Here is a 17,278-nt window from a genome sequence, read left to right as displayed (position 1 = left end):
GGTGGGCGGGGGCGCGGGCGACGAGGGAGAGGGGAGGCAGGAGTGGGTCAGCGGAGGGGGCGGTGGAGGATGGCGGGGCGGGAACCGGTGGGGCGAGGACGGCCGGGGCGGACGCCCAAGGGGCGCGTGAAGGCCCACGGGTGCAGGCGGCGGCGGGGCCGCGCCGGCTCGGTACCGCCGGTGTGGCGGGCAGCGTCGTCCCTGGACATGGTCAAACCCCCGCTCTGGCGCGCACGCGCCCTCGCCAGGTTCAACGACTCCGGTGCCGGTGAGGTCGCTGTCGGCCACCCGTCCGGGTCACCGGACCGACCATGATCAGGAGATGACGTCAGCGGCCGCGGCGGGGCAGCGGGAGATGGCCGGGCAGCAGTTCCGCGCCGAACGTGACGCCTGCCGCGCGTAACGCGGCGATCAGCGCGTTCTGCACCAGGTACGAGTCGGGTAGCTGCCACCGGGCCTGCTCGGGCGCGACCACCCAGCGCACCGTCCCCTCGGGCAGCCGGGTCGGCGGCGCCGGGACCCACGAGCCGGGTCCGTGGCGTACCACGTGGAAGCAGTGCTCCAGCTCGGGCCGCAGCGGGTCGCCGGGGCGTACCAGGAACATCCAGCGGCCGGTCGGGGTGACCAGCGCGGGCCCGCGTACGCCGAACCCGGCCGGATGGGTGGCGACCGCGTCCAGGACCTGCCGGCCCAGGTGGGCGGCGACCTCCAGGACGTCGAAGGCGTGGCCGGTGGGCAGCAGGATGCCGTGCGGGCGGCTGCGCCACCAGGTGGCCACCCGGGCCGGGTCGGCGCTGGCGGCGTGTTCCCAGTCCTCCAGCGCCGGGTGGCAGCCCACAGTGGGACAGCCGGCCCGGCCGCACACGAACCGGCTGTTCGCCAGGCAGGCGCCGGGGGTGACCGGCCAGCCGTGCAGCGCGTACCGCACCGCGACGCGCCGCAGCCGGACCCGTTCCAGCGGCGAGAGGTGAGCGACGCGCGGTCGGACGTTCCTCCACATGTCTGTCGTCCCCTCTGGTCCCGCCGAACCGTCCACAAGCCCGAACCGTCCACAAGCCACACGTCGAGAGCCGTCACTGCCGTAACCCACGCTCGTTGAGGTGACTAACGGTCGGTGCAACTTGCACGAAAACTACGAGAACTGGCTGGACGGTGGACGCACAACCTGTGCGATCGGCGCGAGCCTGAGGGACGTGGGGGGACCGGCCGGCGCCGTGAGGGGGAGGGAGCGGGAATGGACGAACTGCCCATAGGCCGGCGGGTGGCGTACTGGCGGAGCCGCCGCAAGATGTCCCAGCAGGTCTTCGCCGACCGGCTCGGCAAGTCCAAGAGCTGGGTGGACAAGGTGGAGCGCGGCGTCCGCCGGCTGGACAAGTTCTCCGTGCTCTACGAGATCGCCGACATCCTCCAGATCGACGTGCAGTTGCTGCACGGCAAGGATCCGGAACGGCGTACCGACGCGCTCAACTGCATCGACCAGGTCGAGGTGGAGGAGATCCGCACCGCCCTGGAGCGGTACGACTCGATGAGCGCCTACTTCGACGCGGCGCCCTACCCCCCGCCGCTGGCCGACATGCGCAAGGCCGTGAACCACGCCTGGCTCACCTACCAGTACGGCCGCTACGGCATGCTCACCCGCGCCCTGCCCAAGCTGCTGCGCGACGCCCAGGCGGCGGACGCCGGCTACGCCGCCGGCGACCAGGTACGCGAGGCCGCCCACCTGCTCGGGCAGGTCTACCAGATCGCCTCCTCGGTGCTGCGCAAGCTCGGCGAGTGCGACCTCGCCTGGCTCGCCGCCGACCGGTCGATGGCGGTGGCCCAGCGCGCCGACGACCCGCTGCTGGCCGGCATCGCCACCACGCGCGTCTGCAACGCGCTCGTCGCGATGGGCCGCCCCCGCCCGGCGCTGGAGCTCAACGTCCGCATCGCGGGCCGGCTCGCGCCCGGCGGCGACAACGACGTCCGGCCGGAACGGCTCTCGGTGTACGGGATGCTGCTGCTCCAGGGCGCGATGGCGGCCGCCCGGATCGGTGACTCGGCGACAGTGGACGACCTGCTCGCGGGCGCCGGTGAGGCGGCCACCATGCTCGGCGGCGACCACAACCACTACTGGACCTCGTTCGGTCCGACCAACCTGGAGCTGCACCGCGCGGCGGCGGCGGTCGAACTGGGCGACGGCGGCCGGGCGGTGGAGACCCACATGCGGCTGGCCGAGCCCGCGTTCAACGCGCTGCTGCCGGAGCGGCGTGCGCACCACCTGCTCGACCTGGCCCGGGGCTACTCCCAGATCGGTGACGTCGCCAACGCCGGGGACATGCTGCTGCGCGGTGACCGGCTCGCGCCGTCGGAGATCCGGTGCCGGCCGATAGCCCACGAGTTGATGTCCGAGATTCTCCGTCGCACACGTGGTGCGCCGCCTCCGCCGATCGCGGAGTTGGCTGAGCACATGGGAGTCGGAGTATGAGCGGTCCGGAGACCGCCAACGGGCACCGGCGGGTGCTCTACGTCATCGCCTGCGGTTCGCCGCTGGCCCGTCACGTCGGCCGGCTGGTCGACCTCGCCCAGCGGGAGGGCTGGACGGTCTGCGTGGTCACCACGCCGGACGGCGCGAAGTTCGTCGACCGGGCGGAGCTGGCCCGGCAGACCGGCCACCCGGTGCGTACGCACTACAAGAACCCGGGTGACCCGGACGTGCTGCCCCCGGCCGACGCCATGCTGGTGTGCCCGGCCACCGTCAACACGATCAACAAGTGGGCGGTCGGCATCACCGACACCCTGGCGCTCGGGCTGCTGGTCGAGGCGCAGGGGATGGGGGTGCCGATCGCTGCCGTCCCGTACACGAACGAGGCGATGGCCGCGCACCCGGCGTTCCGGGCCAGCCTCGACCGGCTCGGGCAGTGGGGCGTCCGGGTGGTGTTCGGCGACCACGTCGTACGCCTGCACCCGCCCGGCACGGGGGACCGGCGCGCGGACGCCTTCCCCTGGGACGCCGGCCTGGCCGCCCTGCGCGGCGCGGACCGGCCGGTCGCCCCGGTCGGCTGAGAGGCGCGATGGGTACGGCCCTCGGCGGACGCCGGGGGCCGCGCCCGGCGGCGGTCGGCGTGTACCGGCCCGGACGCCGGTAAGCTGGCCGCCCGTGAGTACAACCGTCGCCGACGTGGTGGCCGCGCTGGACCGCCGTTATCCGCCCGCCTGGGCCGAGGAGTGGGACCGGGTCGGCCTGGTGCTGGGCGAGCCCGACCACCCGGTACGCCGGGTCGCCTGCGTGGTGGACGTGGTCCCGGAGACCGTGGACGAGGCGCTCGACGCCGGCGCGGACATGATCGTCGCGCACCATCCGCTGCTGCTGCGCGGCGTCTCCTCGGTGGCCGCCACCACGTACAAGGGCCGGATCGTGCACCGGTTGATCAAGGCGGACGTCGCCCTGCACGTGGCGCACACGAACGCCGACGTGGCCGATCCCGGCGTGTCCGACGCGCTCGCCGCCCGGTTCGGGCTGACCGGGCTGCGCCCGCTGCACCCGCCCCGCCCCGGCTCGCCCGCCGCCGGGCCCGGCCGGGGCATCGGCCGCATCGGTGAGCTGCCCACCCCGATGACGCTCGCCGAGCTGACCCGGCTGGCCGCCGCCGTGCTCCCGGTCACCGCCTGGGGAGTTCGCGCCGCCGGGGATCCCGGGCGTATGGTTCGTACCCTCGCCGTCAGCGGCGGCTCGGGGGACGGCTTCCTCGCCGAGGCGACCGCGGCCGGGGTGGACGCGTTCCTCACCGCGGACCTGCGCCACCACCCGGCCGGGGAACACCTCGCCGCCGGTGGCCCGGCGCTGCTGGACGCCGCCCACTGGGCGACGGAGCGACCCTGGCTGGACGACCTGGCCGCCTACCTGGCCGCCGAGCTGGACGTCGAGACCGTGGTGTCCGACCTGGACACCGACCCGTGGACCGTGCACGCCGCCGCGCCCCGGCCGGACGACAAGGAGCCCCGACGTGAAGGCTGACCCGAAGGTGCAGCGCCGCCTGCTCGACCTCCAGGCGATCGACACCGCGCTGGCCCAGCTCGCGCACCGCCGCCGCACCCTGCCGGAGCGTGCCGAGCTGGAGGCCCTGGCGCGTGAGCTGTCCGCGCTGGAGGACGAGCGGGTCCGCGCCCAGGTGGCAGTCGACGACCTGGATCGGGACATCGCCCGGATCGAGAAGGACGTCGACCAGGTGCGGGCGCGTAAGAGCAAGGACGAGGCCCGGCTGGCTTCGGGCAGCGGCCCGGCCCGCGAGCTGGAGGCGATCCAGCACGAGCTGGTCTCGCTGAACCGCCGGCAGAGCGACCTGGAGGACGCCGAGCTGGAGCTGATGGAGCAGCGGGAGACCGCGCAGGGCGTGCTCGACGGCATCGAGAGCCGGCTCGCGGAGGCCCGTGAGCGCCGCGCCGCGACCGAGCAGCGCCGCGACGACACCATGGCGGAGATCGCCAAGGAGGAGGAGTTCAAGCGCACCTCCCGCCAGCCGCTCGCCGGTGATCTCCCGTCGGACCTGGTCGGCCTCTACGACAAGATCCGTGAGGACACCGGCCTGGGTGCCGCGCTGCTGACCGGTGGCCGCTGCGGCGGCTGCCGGCTGGAGCTGTCCGGCGCCGACCTGGCCCGGATCCGCAAGGCCGACCCGGACGACGTGGTGCGCTGCGAGGAGTGCCGGCGGATCATGGTCCGGACCAACGAGTCGGGGCTGTAACCGCCGTGGCGGTGCGCGCGGTCGTGATCGAGGCCGACGGCGGCTCCCGGGGCAACCCCGGCCCGGCCGGTTACGGCGCGGTGGTCCGGGATCCGGAGACCGGTGAGGTGCTGGCCGAGCGGTCCGAGTCGATCGGTACCGCGACGAACAACGTGGCCGAGTACCGGGGCCTGATCGCCGGGCTGGAGGCCGCCGCCGAGCTGGGCGCGGCCGAGGTCGAGGCGCGGATGGACTCCAAGCTGGTGGTCGAGCAGATGTGCGGCCGCTGGCAGATCAAGCACCCCGGGCTGCGGCCGCTCGCCGCCCAGGCGGCCGGGCTGGTCAGCCGCTTCGCCGCCGTACGGTTCACCTGGGTGCCCCGCGAGCGCAACCGGCACGCCGACGCGCTCGCCAACGCGGCCATGGACGCCGCCGCGGCGGGCGTCGCGCCGGGCACCCCGACGGCCGACGTGCGGGAGGCGGCGGTCGTGCGCGCCACCGGCACCGACCCGGCCACCACGCCCGCCTCCTGGGAGCCGCGCCCGACCGAGGAGGCCACCCGGCTGATCCTGGTGCGGCACGGCGAGACCGAACGCACCGTGCAGAAGCGCTACTCCGGCCGGGGCGACGTGCCGCTCACCGAGCGCGGCCGGGCCCAGGCCCGGGCCACCGCCGCCCGGGTGGCCGCGCTGGCCCCGTCCGTCGCGGCAGTGGTCAGCTCCCCGCTGTCGAGGTGTACGGCCACCGCCGAGGCGGTCGCCGCGCAGGTCGGCAACCCGCCGGTACGCACCGACGACGACCTGATCGAGTGCGACTTCGGCGTCTGGGAGGGGCACACGTTCGCCGAGGTACGCGAGGGCTGGGCGGCCGAGCTGGACGCCTGGCTCGCCTCCACCCGGGTCGCTCCGCCCCGGGGCGAGTCGTTCGTGACTGTGGCCGAGCGGACCGGGCGGGCCGTCGACCGGCTGCGGTCGGCGTACCCGGGGGAGACGGTCGTGGTGGTCTCCCACGTCTCGCCGATCAAGCTGGTGCTGCGCGACGCGCTCGCCGCCGGCGATGCGTTCCTGCACCGGCTCTACCTGGACACGGCCGGTATCTCGGTGCTGGACCTGTACCCGGACGGCGGCGTCGCGGTCCGCTCGGTGAACGACACCTCCCACCTCACGGACGTCTGACGGCCGCTCGGCGCATGCCGGCGGCCGTTCGGCGCATCGACATCACCCGATCGGACGTGACCCCTGTCACAGGGTCGTAGCCTCCGGCCGTCACATGGCCCGCTACGAATGCCCGGAGGGGTGTCACATGTCCGCACCGGAACCGGAGGCGCTCGACACGGCGCGATCCAGGGCGAAGGACAAGAGTCCCTGGAACTGGTTGCTCTTCATCCCGATCGTGGTGCCGCTGATCCCGGCACTGTTCAACGCCGACTCGCCCCGGCTGTTCGGCTTCCCGCGCTTCTACTGGCTGCAACTGGCCTGGATCCTGCTCGGCGTCGGCACCACCACGCTGGTCTACCAGATGACCAAGAAGCGGGGTGACCACTGATGTGGCGGGACCACCTCACCGAGATCATCGTCTTCACGCTGCTGTTCCTGCTGGTCAGCGCCATGGGTTTCGTGGCCGCCCGGTGGCGCAGACCAAAGGACATGGCCCACCTGGACGAGTGGGGACTGGGCGGGCGCAGCTTCGGCGGCTGGATCACCTGGTTCCTGGTCGGTGGTGACCTCTACACCGCGTACACGTTCGTCGCGGTGCCGGCGCTGATCTTCGGGGCCGGTGCGGCGGGCTTCTTCGCGGTGCCGTACACGATCGTCATCTATCCGCTGGTGTTCCTGGTGCTGTGCCGGCTCTGGTCGGTCTCGCACCGGCACGGGTTCGTCACCCCGGCCGACTTCGTCCGCAACCGGTTCGGCTCGCCGATCCTGGCGCTGCTGGTCGCGATCACCGGCATCGTCGCCACCATGCCGTACATCGCGCTGCAACTGGTCGGCATCGAGGCGGTGCTCAAGACCATGGGCGTCACCGGGGACAGCGCGCTGGCCCGGCACCTGCCGATCATCATCGCGTTCGCGATCCTGGCCGCGTACACGTACCAGTCGGGGCTGCGCGCGCCGGCGCTGATCGCGTTCGTCAAGGACTCGCTGATCTACATCGTGATCCTGGTCGCGGTGATCTGGCTGCCGTACAAGCTCGGCGGCTGGGGCGCCATCTTCGACGCGGCCGACGCGAAGTTCCAGGCGTCACCCGCGCCCGGCGACGGCATCCTGCTCAACCAGAACAACCAGATCCAGTACGTGACGCTGGCGTTCGGTTCGGCGCTGGCGCTGTTCCTCTACCCGCACAGCATCACCGGCGTGCTGGCGAGCCGGAACCGCGACGTGATCAAGCGGAACATGTCCGCGTTGCCCGCGTACAGCCTGCTGCTGGGGCTGATCGCGCTGCTCGGCTACATGGCCATCGCGGCGAACGTGAAGCCGCTGCCCGGCGCGAAGGGGGGCACGACGGACGGCAACACCGTGGTGCCGCTGCTGTTCGACCAGCAGTTCCCGGACTGGTTCGCCGGGGTGGCGTACGCGGCCATCGGCATCGGCGCGCTGGTCCCCGCGGCGATCATGTCGATCGCGGCGGCGAACCTGTTCACCCGCAACATCTACAAGGAGTACCTGAAGCGGGACGCCAGCCCGGCGCAGGAGGCGAACGTCTCGAAGATCACCTCGCTGGTGGTGAAGGTCGGCGCGGTGGCCTGCATCGTCTTCCTCGACCCGCAGTTCTCCATCGACCTGCAGCTCATCGGCGGCGTGATCATCCTGCAGACGCTGCCGGCGGTGGCGCTGGGCCTCTACACCCGCTGGTTCCACAGGGGCGCGCTGATCGCCGGCTGGGCGGCCGGCATGGGTCTGGGGATGTGGATGCTCTACCAGATCGGCAACCCGGCGACCGGGAAGAAGCACTTCGCCGGCTCGGCGTTCCCGCTGGAGAAGTTCGGCTTCGACACGCCGAAGACCATCTACGTGGGCATCGTGGCGGTGCTGGTGAACCTGGTGGTGGCCGCGCTGGTCACGCTGGTGCTGCGCGCCGCGAAGGTGGCCGACGGCCCGGACGGCACCACGCCGGACGACTACTTCGCCGACGAGGGCGACCCGCGCGTCACGCCCGGTGCCGACCGCGACGCGGACTCCGCGCGCGAGCCGGTGGCGTAACCGGGGCGGGCCCTCGTCCGTCGGGCGGGGGCCCGCGACGCGCCTCAGCGGCGGCGGTTGCGTGCGTCGAGCGCCTCGTTGAGGCGGTGCAACATGTCCGCCAGCGTCTCCCGGTCCGCCTCGGGCCAGGCGGCGAGGATGTCGCCGTACAGCCGGGTGCGGGCCGCCCGGACGGCGGCCATCCGCTGGAGCCCGGCCGCCGTCGCGGAGATCACCGTGCCGCGTCCGTCGGCCGGGTCGGGGGTACGTGAGATCAGCCCGTCGCGCTGGAGCGCGGAGACCTGCCGCGTGACGGTCGAGCCGTCCAGGTTCAGCCGCGCGGCGAGCGCCGACACGTTCTGCGGGCCGGCCGCGTCGAGGTGCCGCAGGATCACGTACGCGGCGCGGTCCAGCAGCCGGTGCTCCATCGTGCCGGTGCCGCGGCGGGTGGCCTCACCCAGGCGCATCAGCAGCGCGACCTCGGTTTCGATCCGGCCGAGGGTCATCTCGGCGTCGTGGACGTCCTCGCTCATAGCTGTATGATACAAGAAAAATACCTGTACGATACAGCTATCTGGGAGGTTGCGGAGTGGATCGCCGATCCGAGCCCAACCGCAGTGCCATCTACGCCACCACGCTCGTGGCGTTCCTCGCCATCGCCGGCATCGCCGTGGTCGACCCGATCCTGCCCGCCATCGGCGAGGCCATCGGCGTCACCGCCTGGCAGGTCGAGCTGCTCTTCACCGCGTACATCGCGGTCATGGCCGTCGGCATGATCCCGGCGACGCTCGCCAGCGGGCGGTTCGGTTTCAAGCCGGTGCTCGTCACCGGCGTCTCCGTGGTCGGCCTGGCCGCCATCCTCGCCTCGTTCAGCAACGACATCGTGCAGCTCTCCGTGCTGCGCGGCGTCTGGGGCCTCGGCAACGCGATGTTCTTCGCCACCGCCATGGTGGTCCTGGTCAACCTGGCGAACGACAGGGAATGGGTGGTCGGCCTGTTCGAGACCGCCCTCGGGCTCGGCTTCGCGGTCGGCCCGCTGATCGGCGGCCTGCTCGGCGAGGTCAGCTGGCGGCTGCCGTTCTTCGTCTGCGGCGTGTTCATGGTGCTGGCGCTCGGCGTCGCCGCCCGCAAGCTGCGCGAACCGGCGAACAAGCAACAGCCGGTACGCCTCGGCCAGATCTTCGCCACCTACCGCAAACCCGCGTTCGTGACGCTGTGCGTGGTCACCGCCGCGTACAACTTCGTCTTCTTCGTCGTGCTCGGCTACACGCCGCTGTTCCTGCGCCTCGACGTCATCCCGCTGGGCCTCGCGTTCACCGGCTGGGGCCTCGGCCTGGCCGCCGGCATCCTGCTGATCGGGCACCGGCTGGCCCACCGCATCGGCGCGGTGCAGACCGTCGGCGTCGCCCTGCTCGGCCTGCTGGTCTGCATGGTCCTGTTCGCCACCTCCACCGGCACCGCCATGTCGCTCGTCGTCCTCGTCGTCGCCGGCCTGTTCATGGGCCTCGCCAACGCCAACCTGACCGACCTGGCGCTCGGGCTCGGCTCCGCCGACCGGCGCGTCGCCACCGGCGCGTTCAACCTGGTCCGCTGGGGCGCCGCCGCGCCCGCGCCGATCATCTCCGGCAAGCTGGCCGAGCACAGCCTCGCGCTGCCGTTCTGGGTCGGCTTCGGGGTGCTCGCCGCCGGCGTGCTCGCGTACCTCGCGTTCGGTCACCTGATGGCGGCCGGCTACGGCGAACGGGTCATCTGGAACCGGGCGGCCCGCCGCGCCGAGCACGCCCCGGAGGAGCCGGTGGGGGAGGCGTACTGACCGCTCGTCGTCAGTTCAGCGCGCGCGACAGCAGGTAGAGACCGATGGTGGTGCCGAACACCACGATGACGGTCTTCAACACCACCTGCGGAAGCCGGCGGGCCAGCCGCGCACCCGCGTACCCGCCGAACAGGGTGGCCGGCGCGACCACCGCGACGGCTGCCCAGTTCACCGGGCCGAACAGGGCGAACACCACCAGCGTGGTCAGCCCCACCACCGCCGAGAGCAGGTTCTTCACCGCCGACACCCGGGCCAGCGTCGCGTCGAGCACCAGCGCCAACCCTGCCACCAGCATCACCCCGAGGGCCGCGCCGAAGTAGCCGCCGTACACCGTGCCGAGCGCGACCATGGTCTGCACCGTGACGGTACGGCGGCGCGCGCCCAACCGTTCCGGATGGCCGACCAACCGGCGCAGCGGGCCTTGGAACGCGAGTACGGCGGTAGCGCCCAGCACGAGAAACGGCACCACCAGCTCGAACGCGCGCGCCGGAGTCGCCAGCAGTAGCGCGCACCCGGCGATCGTGCCGAGTACCGCGGTGGGCAGCAGCGACCACAGCTCCCGCCCGCGCGGCAGGTCCACCCGGCTGCCCGCCACGCTCGCCACGTACCCGGGGAAGACCGACACCGAGTTGGAGACGTTCGCCGCCACCGGCGGCAGGCCGGTGGCGATCATCGCCGGGAACGTGATCAGGGAGCCCCCACCGGCTACCGCGTTGACAGTGCCTGCGGCGAGACCGGCGGCGAGCAGGAGCGCGGCGTCGGAGAGATCCATGGTCCCCCGAGGCTAGTCGGTCCGGATCCCGGGCCGGGTAGTGGCCGGGCGGGCGTGCGCACCATGGCGGACCGGGGTGGAAATGGGCGCGGCGGGTGCGTCGTTAGGATGAGGGTGCGACGGACGAGTCGACCGGGCGGTCGCGTCGACGGGCTCCGGCCCGTCGCCGAGGAACGTCCGGACTCCACAGGGCAGGGTGGTTGCTAACGGCAACCCGGGGTGACCCGCGGGACAGTGCCACAGAAAACAGACCGCCGGCCCGTCACGGGACGGTAAGGGTGAAACGGTGGGGTAAGAGCCCACCAGCACCCCGGGTGACCGGGGTGGCTCGGTAAACCCCACCCGGAGCAAGGCCAAGAAAGGGCCGTCACCGCAAGATGACGACCCGCGCAGACGCTTGAGGGCTGCCCGCCCGATGTCTGCGGGTAGGCCGCTGGAGCCTGCCGGCAACGGCAGGCCGAGATGGATGGCCGCCGCCGGTGCGCCTACGGGCGTGCCGGGCACAGAATCCGGCGTACAGGTCGACTCGTCCGTCGCCCACCAGCTCAGAGCCACCGGCGCTACAACTCGCGCCACTCTCCTGCGCGGCGAGCATCGCCCGTACTGACGAACTCCTCGAGGACCTGCCAGGCGCGTTCGAGGTCGAGAACGACGTCTGCGGTGAACTCGACCGGGTCGTCCAGCACCAGCACTTCCGCATCGGTGCCCGCGGGCTCATCGGCCGCCAGCAGGGACGCGGCGTCCTCGTCCGTTATCAGATGGACGACCGCCGCGGACCCCGCGAACCCGAGCGTCAGCACCGGGAATGCGGCGTCGCCCCGCACTTCGAGGTAGCCGCGCCCCTGGGCACGCAGATCATCGAACCGCTCGATCAGACCGGCGACGTCCGACCGCTCCGTCGGCACGAACCTCCCTGACGTGAGAGACGTGGCACTCCACGAAACGTTCACCCGCCCAGCCTCCTTGACGACCATGGCTATGGCTCCGGGCGGCCGCCGAATTCGGAGGAGCGCGCCCTGGCGCAGGGGCTAACATCGGCTACCCGTCGTCACCGTAGCGGCGGCTCGGGGAGGAGTCGGCGATGGCGGACGTATCGGTCGATGTGCCGTCGCCCCTGCGTAAGTGCATCGCCTTCTGCGAGGTCGAGTGCGTTCTCGGGTGCTGCGGGATCGATGCCGTCTCCACCGACCCCGACCTGATCGGGGCCTGGTGCCGTCAGGTGGACCAGGACGCGGTGATCGAGGCTCGGCTTCAGCTGGCCGAGCTGATCGAGGTGGTCGAGAACCGCTCCCGTTGCATCACGTCGGACTTCCTGAATCACCGCACACATGACGAGGCCGCACGGCGTGAGCTGCTGGCCTTCTTGGCCGCGCTCGGCGCGGGACTGGCGGCTGGCGACGCGCCCTGAGTGGTCGAGGCTGTCGAGCCGACCTCGGGATCGCTGGTGAGAAGCGCGTCGACGTTCGACCTCGAACCAGGTCACTCGTCCCGCAGCGGCGGGGGAAGCGATGCTTCACCCCTCAGTACCAGGTCGGCCAGCTCGACACGTTCCGGATGGAGGAGGTCGTCGCGGAGCGGGTGGCTCGGTACGTTGATGCACCGTTGACCCGCCACCGCTTCACAGACCGGGCACTGGAGGAACAGGCCGCATTGCGGCACAAGCTCGCCGCCCTGGGCGAGCGCACCCCGGCCGATCTTGACGATCGCCCGGTACAGGTCTTCGTCCTGATGCCGGGCGGCGCCGGCTGCCACCTCCCGCATGCCCTCCCAGAACAGTTCTGCGGCCCGCGGCTCGTCGATGTCGATACGCATGATCGGGAGTACCCGCCCTCGGCGCGGTGGAACATCTCCGGCCGGACCTTGCGATGATCCGGTGATGACCTCCTACGTGTCCCACACCACCGTGGACTGTGCCGACGCCTACGCCCTGTCCCGCTGGTGGGCATCGGTCCTCGACTACCGCGAGGACCCGGACGACCCGAACGAGCCGGGCCACGAGGAGTGCATGATCTACTCGCGGGACGGGCAGCACCGCCTGCTCTTCATCGAGGTACCGGACGCGAAGCAGGTCAAGAACCGCATCCACCTCGACCTGCGCCCGGCCGAGGGGACGCGCGACGAGGAACTGGCACGGCTGACCAGGCTGGGCGCGGCAGTGGTGGCCGACCGGCGTGAGCCCGACGGCACCGGCTGGGTGGTGCTCGCCGACCCAGAGGGCAACGAGTTCTGCATCCTCCGCAGCGACGCCGAGGTGGCCGCCACGCAACCGTGACAGCGCCAAGAATGCCTCGGTGCAGCGGCAGGCTGTCCGGCTCGTAGGGACGCGGTCGTCCCGTGGTGGGGTGGTGACAACGACGCAAGCCTCTGGCACGTACAGCGCAGACAGACGGACACCGCGCCCGGCTGGAGCCGGGCGCGGTGTCGGATCGTGCTGTCAGATGATGGGGCTGAAGCCACTCCAGTTGGTGCCGATCTGCCGGTTGTCGCTGTACGGCACGCCGTCGCGTCCGATGTTGTTGGAGAAGAGCCAGAGGGTGCCGTCGGGCTTGCGCGCCACGAGGTCGGTGAAGCCGTCGCCGGTCACGTCCGCGCCGACAAGGGTGTCGAAGCCACTCCAGTTGGTGCCGATCTGCCGGTTGTCGCTGTACGGCACGCCGTCGCGTCCGATGTTGTTGGAGAAGAGCCAGAGGGTGCCGTCGGGCTTGCGCGCCACGAGGTCGGTGAAGCCGTCGCCGGTCACGTCCGCGCCGACAAGGGTGTCGAAGCCACTCCAGTTGGTGCCGATCTGCCGGTTGTCGCTGAATGGCACGCCGTCGCGTCCGATGTTGTTGGAGAAGAGCCAGAGGGTGCCGTCGGGCTTGCGCGCCACGAGGTCGGTGAAGCCGTCGCCGGTCACGTCCGCGCCGATGATCCGGTCGAAGTTGCCCCAACCGCTGCCGATCTGCCGGTTGTCGTTGAACGGCACGCCGTCGCGCTCGATGTTGTTGGAGAACAGCCAGAGGGTGCCGTCGGGCTTGCGCGCCACCAGGTCGGAGTAGCCGTCGCCGGTCACGTCCGCGTTCACCACGTAGTTGAAGTTGCCCCAGCTGCTGCCGACCTGCCGCGTCGCGACGTACGGGGTGCCGTCGTCCCGCACGAAATTGTTGGCGAACAGCCAGAGGGTGCCGTCGGGCTTGCGCGCCACCAGGTCGTGGAAGGAGTCACCGGTCACGCTGTGCCCGACGGCCTTCTCAACGATCACCGCCCCGGCGCCGATGCCGGCAGGGGAGATGTACCCGTCGATGTCGACATTGGTGCGGGAGTAGCTGGCCCGGCTGACCTTGCTCGCGTAGTTGTCGGAGCTGCCCTGGTTGCCGCCGATCGTGTTGACCTGGGTGCTGCTGGCGCTTGTGACGATCGCGACGTGATCGATGGGCTTCGGGTCGCTGGAACTGTGGTTCCAGTCGAAGACGATGGCGTCACCCGGCTGGGGGGTGTACCCGCTCGACCGGGAGTGATAGAGCCCTCGCGCTTGGCCGTAGGACTTGAACGACTGCGCCCAGGAGTCGAGGCCGCTGACGTCGGAGACGCCCGACGTCCGCCAGACCCAGCGGGCGAACTCCGCACACCATTCGATGCCGCAGCTGTTCAGGTAGCCGGGATTGCAGCCCGTGCGGCCGATCTGCCCAGCGGCGACGCTGACGATCTGCTCCCGCGTGGTGGCGGCCCCCGCGGGCGGCGCCATCAGAGCGACGCCGCCGGTTAGGGCGAGCGCGGTGACGGCGGCGGCACGGGCGGGCCGCCGGACGGCACGGCGGAGGGTCGCGAGCGAGGTGCCGATCGTGGCACCGATCCTGGTGCCGGTCTTGAGGATGATGCGTTGGTCAGACATTCCTGTGGCCCTCTTTCAGAAGTGGGGTCGAATTCTGGAGAAGCAATCTCGATGAACCGGAATGGTCAGACGATTCGCCAGCCGCGCAGAGCGGACGAACCGGTGAGCACTTTGTGCACCACGATCCGGAGGGCCTTCATTGCCCATTCCGCGTCGTCGGTGTCCAGGAAGGCGAGGATGTCCGCTCGGCCGGGCCCGGCTCGGACGCGGATGTGCTCGACTTCCTCTCCCCGCCCGGCGTACGCATAGATGAGGTCGCGCAGGCATGTGGGGTCCACGGTGGAGGCACCGTCGAGCGCTGCGATGCGCACGTGCGCCGCCACCATCACACCCCGCCCTCGGGCTGCGTGGACTGCCCGGGCGCCCAGCCGAACCCCTCGCTCAAGGTGGGGGATGCCATGACGATCCGCTCGCTGGCGACCCAGCCGAATCCCTCACTCAGCGCCGTCCCCGCGTCGTGACCGCTGGCCAGCGCGGCGGCGGTGGCCAGTGCTAGCGAGGTGAGGATGATAAAGCGCCGAGCTTTATGAGTACATGCAAGCATGGCAATACCCTTTCGATTGCTGCTGCCAGCGGAATACTGGGAGGGAAGTCGCACCCGGCGGGTTGTCCTCGCCGTTGAACAAATCATTGCGAGCAGCTCGGAGGTTGTCATCACTTTCGACCTGGCGCGAGGCCGCCGGGCGGGATCACGCCAGCGTGGAACGGGGTCGCAGGACCGGCCCTCGGTAGGGCAGAATGCGAACGCGGATTACTCGGGGGAGGCACGGTGTTCGATCTGCTCGGGCTCTCGGCGCAGCACGAGACGGTCTATCGCGCGATGCTGCAGCACCCCGATCTGAATGTTGCCGGCCTGGCGCGCCATCTGGCGGTCACTGCAGCCGAGGTGCGTGAGGCGCTGGACAACCTCGCCGAGCTCGCGCTGATCAGGCTCGATGCCGATGGCGGTCACGCCCATGCCGTACGGCCGCAGGCCGGACTGTCGGCGCTACTCGCCAAGGTCGAGGCCGAGGTGGCCGTTCGGCAGCGTCAGGTGGAGGCGACCAGGGCGGCGATCGCCGCCGTCGCCACCGTGCACGACCACCACAACCGGGCGGCGGAGGGCCGTGTCCTGGACGGAGTCGACGCCGTCCGCGAGCGTCTCAGCGAGCTGGCCCGCACTGCTCGCACCGAGTGCCTGTCGTTCAGCACCGGCGGTGCGCAGCACCCGGACACGATGAAGGCCGAGGCCCCGCTCAACCAGACGGCCCTGGAACGCGGCGTCCACATTCGCAACGTCTACCAGGACAGCCTGCGCAACGACCCCGCCACCCTCGCTCACGCGCGGTGGATGGCGAGCCTGGGCAGCCAGTCCCGCACGACCCCGACGCTCCCAATGCGGATGGTCGTCGTGGATCGAGAGACCGCGCTGGTGCCCATCGACACTGACGACCCCCGGCAGGGGGCGCTGGAGGTACGGAGCCGTGGCGTCATCGCCGGTCTCGTCGCGCTCTTCGAGCAGGTCTGGCGCACCGCGACCCCCTTCGGGGAGACGGCGACACCGGACGCGGAGGGACTGACGACACCCGAACGCGAGCTTATGCGGCTGCTCGCAGCCGGGCACACCGACGAATCGGCCGCGCGCAAGCTGGCCATTTCGGTGCGCAGCGTGCAGCGCATGATGACGTCGCTCACCGTGCGACTGGGCGCCTCCAGCCGCTTCCAGGCAGGCGTCCAGGCCAGCCGTTGCGGCTGGGTCTGACGACCGTCCCCGGTCCGGGCGTGCCTGTGGAGCTCGAAAGTGGGCCTACAGCCGCTGACGTTCGCGGCCCTGCCCGGGCGGCAGCACGGACCCGCGCACGTCCGACCGGTGTGGGACGCTGCGGGGGTGATCGAGCTTGCGGACATCCAGGCGGCCGCCGACCGGATCGCCGACGTCGTCGTACACACTCCGACTCTGCCCAGCCCGGGACTGACCGAGCTGCTCGGCGTACCGGTCACCGCCAAGCTGGAGTTGCTGCAACGTACCGGCTCGTTCAAGGCCCGTGGTGCGGCGGCGAAGCTGCTCGCGCTCGACGACGCGGAGCGGGCGGCCGGGGTGGTAGCGGTCAGCGGCGGCAACCACGGCATCGCGGTCGCGGTGATGGCCGGCGCGCTCGGGGTGGCGGCGACAGTGGTCATGCCCCGCACGGCACCGGCGCGGGCGGTCGAGGTGGCCCGTGCGGCCGGGGCGGACGTGCGGCTGACCGAGGACATGGCCGGCGCGTTCGCGCTGATGAACCGGCTGCGGGACGAGGGCGTGACGCTGCTGCACCCGTTCGACGACCCGATCGTGCTCGCGGGGCAGGGCACTGTCGGGCTGGAACTGGCCGACGACGCCAGTGAGCTGACCGACGTGCTGGTCAGCATCGGCGGGGGCGCGCTGATCTCGGGCGTTGCGGCGGCGCTGCGGGCGCGCCGGCCGGGGGTACGCGTCTGGGGCGTCGAGACCGAGGGCGCGCAGGCGATGTCGCAGGCGCTGGCGAAGGGCGGCCCGGTCGAGGTGCCGCTGTCGTCGATCGTCACCACGCTCAGCGCGCCGAGTGTCTCGCAGCTCACCTACGACCATGTGACCGCACTGGTCAGCGACGTCCTCGTGGTCTCCGACGCCGAGGCGGTGCGGGGCACGCTGGAGTTGGCCGAGCACGCCAAGGTGTGGGCCGAGCCCGCCGCCGGGTGCCTGCTGCCCGCCGCCCGCCGTGTGGTCGAGCGGGTGGGCGCCGACGCCCGGGTCGGCCTGGTGGTCTGCGGCGGCAACGCCACAGTCGCCGACGTGACCGCGTGGGCCGGCCGCTTCGGCCTCTGACCCCGCGCCGCGACCGCCGCGCCAAGCGCGTGACCGCGCCCCGCGACCTCCGCGCCACCCGAGCGGCAGAAGCCGGGGGTACGCCGGCCGCCTCCGGTCCGGACGGGTGGGACCGGGAC

At 71.6% G+C, this 17,278-nt stretch carries 20 protein-coding genes and 1 other RNA gene; 13 read left to right on the top strand and 8 right to left on the bottom strand.

Annotated features, from left to right (window positions below):
- Nucleotides 1-328 precede the first annotated feature (328 nt).
- Nucleotides 329-1,000 carry a bifunctional DNA primase/polymerase gene (locus CLT75_RS16395; protein WP_135241424.1) on the bottom strand — a complete coding sequence of 224 codons (672 nt, stop codon included), beginning with the start codon at nt 998-1,000 and terminating at the stop codon, nt 329-331.
- A gap of 234 nt (nt 1,001-1,234) precedes the next feature.
- Between CLT75_RS16395 and CLT75_RS16390 the strand changes: the two genes are divergently transcribed.
- The 7 genes from CLT75_RS16390 (at nt 1,235) to mctP (ending at nt 7,900) form a co-directional block, all read left to right on the top strand.
- Nucleotides 1,235-2,464, top strand: a complete 1,230-nt coding sequence (locus tag CLT75_RS16390; RefSeq protein ID WP_135241423.1) for a helix-turn-helix domain-containing protein — start codon at nt 1,235-1,237, stop codon at nt 2,462-2,464.
- Nucleotides 2,461-3,042: a flavoprotein gene (locus CLT75_RS16385; RefSeq protein WP_135241422.1), complete on the top strand. Its 582-nt coding sequence runs from the start codon at nt 2,461-2,463 to the stop codon at nt 3,040-3,042. Before CLT75_RS16390 ends, CLT75_RS16385 begins: the two co-directional genes overlap by 4 nt.
- Nucleotides 3,043-3,136: 94 nt before the next feature.
- Entirely contained in the window at nt 3,137-3,994 is an 858-nt protein-coding gene (locus CLT75_RS16380; protein ID WP_120568674.1) for a Nif3-like dinuclear metal center hexameric protein, read from the top strand.
- Complete coding sequence (locus tag CLT75_RS16375; RefSeq protein ID WP_135241421.1) at nt 3,984-4,721, top strand: CT398-like coiled coil hairpin domain-containing protein; 738 nt, start codon at nt 3,984-3,986, stop codon at nt 4,719-4,721. The genes CLT75_RS16380 and CLT75_RS16375 overlap by 11 nt, the downstream gene beginning before the upstream one ends.
- 5 nt (nt 4,722-4,726) lie before the next feature.
- Complete coding sequence (locus CLT75_RS16370) at nt 4,727-5,875, top strand: bifunctional RNase H/acid phosphatase (protein ID WP_135241420.1); 1,149 nt, start codon at nt 4,727-4,729, stop codon at nt 5,873-5,875.
- A 127-nt stretch (nt 5,876-6,002) separates the two neighbouring features.
- Nucleotides 6,003-6,245: a DUF3311 domain-containing protein gene (locus CLT75_RS16365; protein WP_013475661.1), complete on the top strand. Its 243-nt coding sequence runs from the start codon at nt 6,003-6,005 to the stop codon at nt 6,243-6,245.
- Nucleotides 6,245-7,900 (top strand): monocarboxylate uptake permease MctP, encoded by a 1,656-nt coding sequence (gene mctP / locus CLT75_RS16360; RefSeq protein WP_135241419.1) that lies wholly within the window; start codon nt 6,245-6,247, stop codon nt 7,898-7,900. Before CLT75_RS16365 ends, mctP begins: the two co-directional genes overlap by 1 nt.
- Nucleotides 7,901-7,944: 44 nt before the next feature.
- Here mctP and CLT75_RS16355 read toward each other — a convergent pair whose 3' ends face one another.
- Nucleotides 7,945-8,412 (bottom strand): MarR family winged helix-turn-helix transcriptional regulator, encoded by a 468-nt coding sequence (locus CLT75_RS16355; RefSeq protein ID WP_135241418.1) that lies wholly within the window; start codon nt 8,410-8,412, stop codon nt 7,945-7,947.
- Nucleotides 8,413-8,468: 56 nt separating this feature from the next.
- Between CLT75_RS16355 and CLT75_RS16350 the strand changes: the two genes are divergently transcribed.
- Nucleotides 8,469-9,692, top strand: coding sequence for an MFS transporter (locus CLT75_RS16350; RefSeq protein WP_135241417.1), 1,224 nt, complete (start codon nt 8,469-8,471; stop codon nt 9,690-9,692).
- 10 nt (nt 9,693-9,702) lie between these two features.
- Here CLT75_RS16350 and CLT75_RS16345 read toward each other — a convergent pair whose 3' ends face one another.
- A complete protein-coding gene (locus CLT75_RS16345; RefSeq protein ID WP_135241416.1) occupies nt 9,703-10,464 on the bottom strand; it encodes a sulfite exporter TauE/SafE family protein in 762 nt (253 codons plus the stop codon).
- Between the two features lie 124 nt (nt 10,465-10,588).
- Between CLT75_RS16345 and rnpB the strand changes: the two genes are divergently transcribed.
- Nucleotides 10,589-10,997: RNase P RNA component class A (rnpB, locus tag CLT75_RS16340), an RNA gene on the top strand.
- A gap of 27 nt (nt 10,998-11,024) precedes the next feature.
- On the opposite strand, the gene CLT75_RS16335 is transcribed toward rnpB, so the two are convergent.
- Nucleotides 11,025-11,369 (bottom strand): Imm1 family immunity protein, encoded by a 345-nt coding sequence (locus tag CLT75_RS16335; RefSeq protein WP_355508154.1) that lies wholly within the window; start codon nt 11,367-11,369, stop codon nt 11,025-11,027.
- A gap of 176 nt (nt 11,370-11,545) precedes the next feature.
- Between CLT75_RS16335 and CLT75_RS16330 the strand changes: the two genes are divergently transcribed.
- Nucleotides 11,546-11,872 carry a DUF6331 family protein gene (locus tag CLT75_RS16330; RefSeq protein ID WP_135241414.1) on the top strand — a complete coding sequence of 109 codons (327 nt, stop codon included), beginning with the start codon at nt 11,546-11,548 and terminating at the stop codon, nt 11,870-11,872.
- A 71-nt stretch (nt 11,873-11,943) separates the two neighbouring features.
- Here CLT75_RS16330 and CLT75_RS16325 read toward each other — a convergent pair whose 3' ends face one another.
- On the bottom strand, nt 11,944-12,276 hold the full coding sequence (locus CLT75_RS16325; protein WP_135241413.1) for a zinc finger domain-containing protein: 333 nt from the start codon (nt 12,274-12,276) through the stop codon (nt 11,944-11,946).
- A gap of 64 nt (nt 12,277-12,340) precedes the next feature.
- Between CLT75_RS16325 and CLT75_RS16320 the strand changes: the two genes are divergently transcribed.
- Entirely contained in the window at nt 12,341-12,736 is a 396-nt protein-coding gene (locus tag CLT75_RS16320) for a VOC family protein (RefSeq protein ID WP_135241412.1), read from the top strand.
- A 162-nt stretch (nt 12,737-12,898) separates the two neighbouring features.
- Here the strand turns inward: CLT75_RS16320 and CLT75_RS33315 are convergent, their stop codons facing one another.
- The 3 genes from CLT75_RS33315 to CLT75_RS16305 form a co-directional block, all read right to left on the bottom strand.
- Entirely contained in the window at nt 12,899-14,335 is a 1,437-nt protein-coding gene (locus CLT75_RS33315; protein ID WP_486485196.1) for an FG-GAP-like repeat-containing protein, read from the bottom strand.
- A gap of 65 nt (nt 14,336-14,400) precedes the next feature.
- Nucleotides 14,401-14,661 carry a hypothetical protein gene (locus CLT75_RS16310; protein WP_135241411.1) on the bottom strand — a complete coding sequence of 87 codons (261 nt, stop codon included), beginning with the start codon at nt 14,659-14,661 and terminating at the stop codon, nt 14,401-14,403.
- Nucleotides 14,661-14,990: a hypothetical protein gene (locus CLT75_RS16305; protein WP_135241410.1), complete on the bottom strand. Its 330-nt coding sequence runs from the start codon at nt 14,988-14,990 to the stop codon at nt 14,661-14,663. The genes CLT75_RS16310 and CLT75_RS16305 overlap by 1 nt, the downstream gene beginning before the upstream one ends.
- A gap of 114 nt (nt 14,991-15,104) precedes the next feature.
- Between CLT75_RS16305 and CLT75_RS16300 the strand changes: the two genes are divergently transcribed.
- Together CLT75_RS16300 and CLT75_RS16295 are read left to right on the top strand one after the other, a co-directional pair.
- Nucleotides 15,105-16,076 carry a LuxR C-terminal-related transcriptional regulator gene (locus CLT75_RS16300; protein WP_135241409.1) on the top strand — a complete coding sequence of 324 codons (972 nt, stop codon included), beginning with the start codon at nt 15,105-15,107 and terminating at the stop codon, nt 16,074-16,076.
- Nucleotides 16,077-16,202: 126 nt separating this feature from the next.
- Nucleotides 16,203-17,159 carry a threonine/serine dehydratase family protein gene (locus CLT75_RS16295; protein ID WP_135241408.1) on the top strand — a complete coding sequence of 319 codons (957 nt, stop codon included), beginning with the start codon at nt 16,203-16,205 and terminating at the stop codon, nt 17,157-17,159.
- Nucleotides 17,160-17,278 lie beyond the last annotated feature (119 nt).

The sequence above is a fragment of the Micromonospora sp. CNZ285 genome, from assembly GCF_004637285.1.
Note: the sequence above shows the minus strand (reverse complement) of the source record. Positions and strands in the feature narration are given on the sequence as shown.